5 protein-coding genes are annotated in these 3902 nt (G+C 69.2%); 1 reads left to right on the top strand and 4 read right to left on the bottom strand.

The genetic code is table 11. The features are described from left to right. On the bottom strand, nucleotides 1-908 hold a 908-nt coding region (locus tag AC08OX_RS15640), incomplete at its 3' end, for a membrane protein (protein WP_476608487.1). Between the two features lie 213 nt (nucleotides 909-1121). Here AC08OX_RS15640 and AC08OX_RS15645 point away from each other — a divergent pair. Further along, nucleotides 1122-1778, top strand: coding sequence for a UdgX family uracil-DNA binding protein (locus AC08OX_RS15645; protein ID WP_476608488.1), 657 nt, complete (start codon nucleotides 1122-1124; stop codon nucleotides 1776-1778). A 55-nt stretch (nucleotides 1779-1833) separates the two neighbouring features. On the opposite strand, the gene AC08OX_RS15650 is transcribed toward AC08OX_RS15645, so the two are convergent. The 3 genes from AC08OX_RS15650 to AC08OX_RS15660 form a co-directional block, all read right to left on the bottom strand. Further along, the gene (locus AC08OX_RS15650; RefSeq protein ID WP_476608489.1) at nucleotides 1834-2568 is read right to left on the bottom strand and encodes a L,D-transpeptidase; all 735 of its coding nucleotides are present in this window, start codon (nucleotides 2566-2568) and stop codon (nucleotides 1834-1836) included. Between the two features lie 20 nt (nucleotides 2569-2588). Further along, the gene (locus AC08OX_RS15655) at nucleotides 2589-3401 is read right to left on the bottom strand and encodes a hypothetical protein (protein WP_476608490.1); all 813 of its coding nucleotides are present in this window, start codon (nucleotides 3399-3401) and stop codon (nucleotides 2589-2591) included. 264 nt (nucleotides 3402-3665) lie between these two features. After that, on the bottom strand, nucleotides 3666-3902 hold a 237-nt coding region (locus AC08OX_RS15660), incomplete at its 5' end, for a hypothetical protein (protein ID WP_476608491.1).

Genomic DNA, 3902 nt, shown 5'->3' on the forward strand with positions numbered 1-3902 from the left:
CCCTCACCCGGTGGCGGGATTGGGGGTCGGGGCGAGGCGACGGCCGGTGGGGGCAGCGGCCGTTTCGGCGCGTGTGCCGGGGAGTCTGTGTGTGCCGGGGAGTCTGTGTGTGCCCGGGAGTTGTGGGGACCGGTGGGACCGGCGGGACCCGGGAAGCCGTGGGGTGTGGACGAGCGGTGAGAGACCCACGATACCTGGGGCACCGTGGTGGGGCGGCGATCGTGCCACTTCGCTCGAGCCTCGGCGGCGGTGTCCTCGACATGATCGAGGATCTCCTCCCATCGGATCTGCATGGGTCGAATGAGGCCGCCTCCCACGCCGACGACGATCACACCGGTGAGGGAGGCCAGGATCGCCCAGAGGAGCGGTGTGGTGACCGACGTCGCGAGTCCCACCTCGTCCAACGCCGCCTTGCCGAAGGCGACCACGAGCACGGTGGCCACGATGTTGCCGGCCGCCCGTCCGTACGCGAGGTCGCGTAGTGCCTCCGTGACGAAGGTCTGGACGACCCGGGCGAGGCCGACCCCGATCATGATGACCAGCGTCGCGAGCAGGATATGGAGCAGCAGAGCGAGTAGATCGGTCACGGTGTCCTCGGCCGCGTTCGGTCCGAAAACCCCCAGCGCGATCCGCAGCACGCCGAGCAGGCCGATGCCCATGAGCACCCGCAGCCCGCCCGCCCGCACGCTCGGGGCTGGCTGGTGCAGTAGCCGCGGCAGGCCGGCGCGATCGATGATCCGATCCAGGCCGGCGCGTTCGGTCAACCGGGTGACGAGGTGCGTACCCGCCCGAACCAACAGCCAACCGAGCAGACAGATCGCGAGGAAGAGGCCAGTTTTCGGGGCTGTCGCGGCGATTTGCGACCAGGCGTCGGAGAAGCCCCGATCCCACTCCACGGCAAGCGTCACCCGTACAGCACAACAGCAAACACTGTGTAGTTGAATGATGACACGCCGCTATTTTGTGGGGGTGGCCCCGTGGTTTGCCCCGACCGCCGGGGGCCAGATATCCGGCCTCGGCACCCCCGGCGGTCGGGGCACCCCCGGCACCGGGTTCCCGGCACAACCGGGTCTCCCAGGGCTCGTGCGGACGGGCGAGGGCCCGTCCGGTTGAATCGGTGGATGAGCATGCAGCCCGTACACATACCACCACGGGCGGATCTGCCGACCCTGGCGGCGGCGGCTGCCGAGTGCCAGGGATGCGACCTCGCACAACTGCCCGGCACCCGCACGGTCTTCGGGGTCGGCCCCGCGCATAGCTGGCTCGCCCTCGTCGGCGAGCAGCCGGGCGACATCGAGGACCGGCGGGGTGTGCCGTTCGTGGGCCCCGCCGGCAAGCTGCTCGACCGGGCCCTCGGCGAGGTGGGACTCGACCGTGCCGAGGTGTACACGACAAACGCCGTCAAGCACTTCCGGTATCGCACCGGCAACGGTCCGCGGCGGATTCATCAGACCCCGGACCTGCGGCATGTCACCGCGTGTCGTCCCTGGCTATCCGCGGAGCTCAACCTCGTTCGGCCGGCGATCGTCGTGATCCTGGGGGCTACGGCAGGCATGTCGCTGCTCGGACCGTCGTTCCGGGTGACGAAGATGCGTGGCCGGCTGCTCCCCGGGCCGGCAGGCTCCGGGGCTCAGCTGCTCGCCACGCTGCATCCCAGTGCGGTGCTACGGGCGGATCCCGCCCGCCGTGACGAGGTCTACGCCGGATTCGTCGACGATCTGCGGATCGCCGCGGCGGCCCGTCCCACCATGGACCCGTCCGCCTCGGTGGACGCATAGTCCGTCCGGGCCCCGGCGATCCTCCACCGGGAAGGGCCTCGTTACCGATCTTCGTCTAGGCGACGATGTCGATCGGCGTGCCGAGGGGAACGGTCTGGGCGAGTCTGGTGATCGCGTCGTTGCTCAGGCGGATGCATCCGTGGCTGACGTCCTTGCCGATGAGCTTTGGTTCGTTCGTCCCGTGCACGCCGATGACCGGCTTGTGGCCGCCGAACGAGCTGAGTGATGTCGAGAAGCCGTTGAGCCCGAAGGCATACGGCCCGTACGGACCGTTCGGATCACGCGGCTTGAGCAGCTCCATGAGATAGAAACGCCCGCCCGGCGTCGGGGTGTCGGCGGTGCCGATCCCCACCGGCTCCTCGGCGATCTGCGTCCCGTTGCTGAACACCTGGAGTCGGTGCCTGCTGCGGGAGACAACCAGCCGGTACGGCGTCTCGGACGCGGTGACCTGGTCCGCCTTCAACCATCCGGTGCTGCCGTTCGGCTGCACCGGCAGCAGTACCTGCCACCATCCCGACAGCTTGGCCTGGACGAGGAAGACCCGCCTGACGCCGTTCTCATTCGGACTGGCCAGAGTGGAGGAGGGTTGGGTGTCGGTCGGGGCGCTGTAAACGTCGACGCTGGCACCCACGGCCGTGACCACGGTGCTCTTTCCCTGGCCGAGTCCGGCGGCGGCGGCGAGCTGGTTGCGCACCTGCGGGGAGAGATCGGTGGATGCGTTCCTGGCGCCGTCGCCGCAGCCGGTCAGCACGACGCCACCCAGGATGGCCGCGAGGGCGCTCGCAGCCATCCTGGGACCAGGTCCGGAGCTCATCGCGTGTAGTGCGGATCGGCCGGGACGGCGCTCGTGGCGGCGGGCACCGCGACGGGCACCGCGACGGGTAGCGGAGCGGGCGGTGCGAGCGGCGGCGGGGCCGATCCGCCCGTGCAGTTGGAGACACCGACCGTCGGCACGGTCACGAGCAGAACCTTGGTCCTGGCGTCCCAGGGGGAGCCGATTACCGCGAGTGCCTTCGAGGGGAGGTCAACGGTCTGCTTCGGCCCGATGTCCAGAATCCCGCCGTGCAGGCTGGTGTCGAACCAGCCGAATCCAAAGGCCTTGTCCGCGGTGTTCTTTAGTTTCCATGAGGGGACGGAGTCGTCGCAGGTGAAGGTGAGGAACAACGGGTTGACGTCCATGTCGTCGATGCTGTTGATCTGCTTGTCCAGCGGGACCTTGAAGGGCAGCAGGTCGAGGAAACCATCGAGTGTCGGCTTGCCGGTGCCGGTGGTCGGGGTCGCGGAGGACGTCGCGCTCGCCGTCGCGCCCAGAATCAGAGCCGCGGCGTCGGTGGGCGTGGCGCTCGGCGTGGCGCTCGGATCGAGGCTCGGAGTGGCGGTCGGGCCGGCCGACCCGGTCGGCTTGCCCGCCGAGTCCAGGCCGGCCAACGGCCCTGTCTTCGGGGTCGCCGTCGGGGTGTCGGAGACGAGGGGGGACGGACTCGACTGGGTGACGGCGGCCGTGGCCGTCGCGATGGCGGTGGGCGACGGTTCCGGAGTTTCGGCGAGCGCCGGGGAGGCCAGTGCGATGGTCGCCATGCCGAGAACGCCGGCCACCGCGGCACGCATTCTGGTGATACGCATAAATCCGTCTCCTCGACGTGTGCCGAGCACGTTGATTGCGGGTAGGAGCGATTGCAGCCAAGAAGGTAGCAACGCGCCGTTCGTCCCCGGCGGGCCGGGTCCGGCGTAGCGGAACTGTTGGGTCGAAGAGGGACGGAGGACGGGCGCGACCCCTTTGTCGATCATGGAGTTCTCGACACTTCATGATCGCCAGGGAAGGGGAATGGGCCCGGGACGCCCGCACCGGGCGGCGTTGGAAAGAGCTGCCGAAGCCTGGATCCAGGCTCACTGGCGGCCCTCGACGCCGCCCCGCACCGCCCGGCATGGCGGGCGGGCCGGGTACAGCGCGTGCTCACGGTAGATGGAACGACGATGCGCCCCCAGCACGGCAGCCGCCACGTGCACCTGCCCGAAGTCCTCGCCCACGCCCGCGGCGTGCTCCTGACACAGGTCGACGTCGACGAGAAGACCAACGAAATCCCTTTGTTCTCCGCGGTTTAGACCAGATTCCTGAGGTGAGGA

The organism is Frankia sp. CoBUL1 (assembly GCF_978021245.1).

What these genes read in the sequence shown, in the direction of transcription:
- AC08OX_RS15645 (WP_476608488.1), top strand. Translation starts at nt 1,122, where the DNA reads ATGAGCATGCAGCCCGTACACATACCACCACGGGCGGATCTGCCGACC.
- AC08OX_RS15650 (WP_476608489.1), bottom strand. Translation starts at nt 2,568, where the DNA reads ATGGCTGCGAGCGCCCTCGCGGCCATCCTGGGTGGCGTCGTGCTGACC.
- AC08OX_RS15655 (WP_476608490.1), bottom strand. Translation starts at nt 3,401, where the DNA reads ATGCGTATCACCAGAATGCGTGCCGCGGTGGCCGGCGTTCTCGGCATG.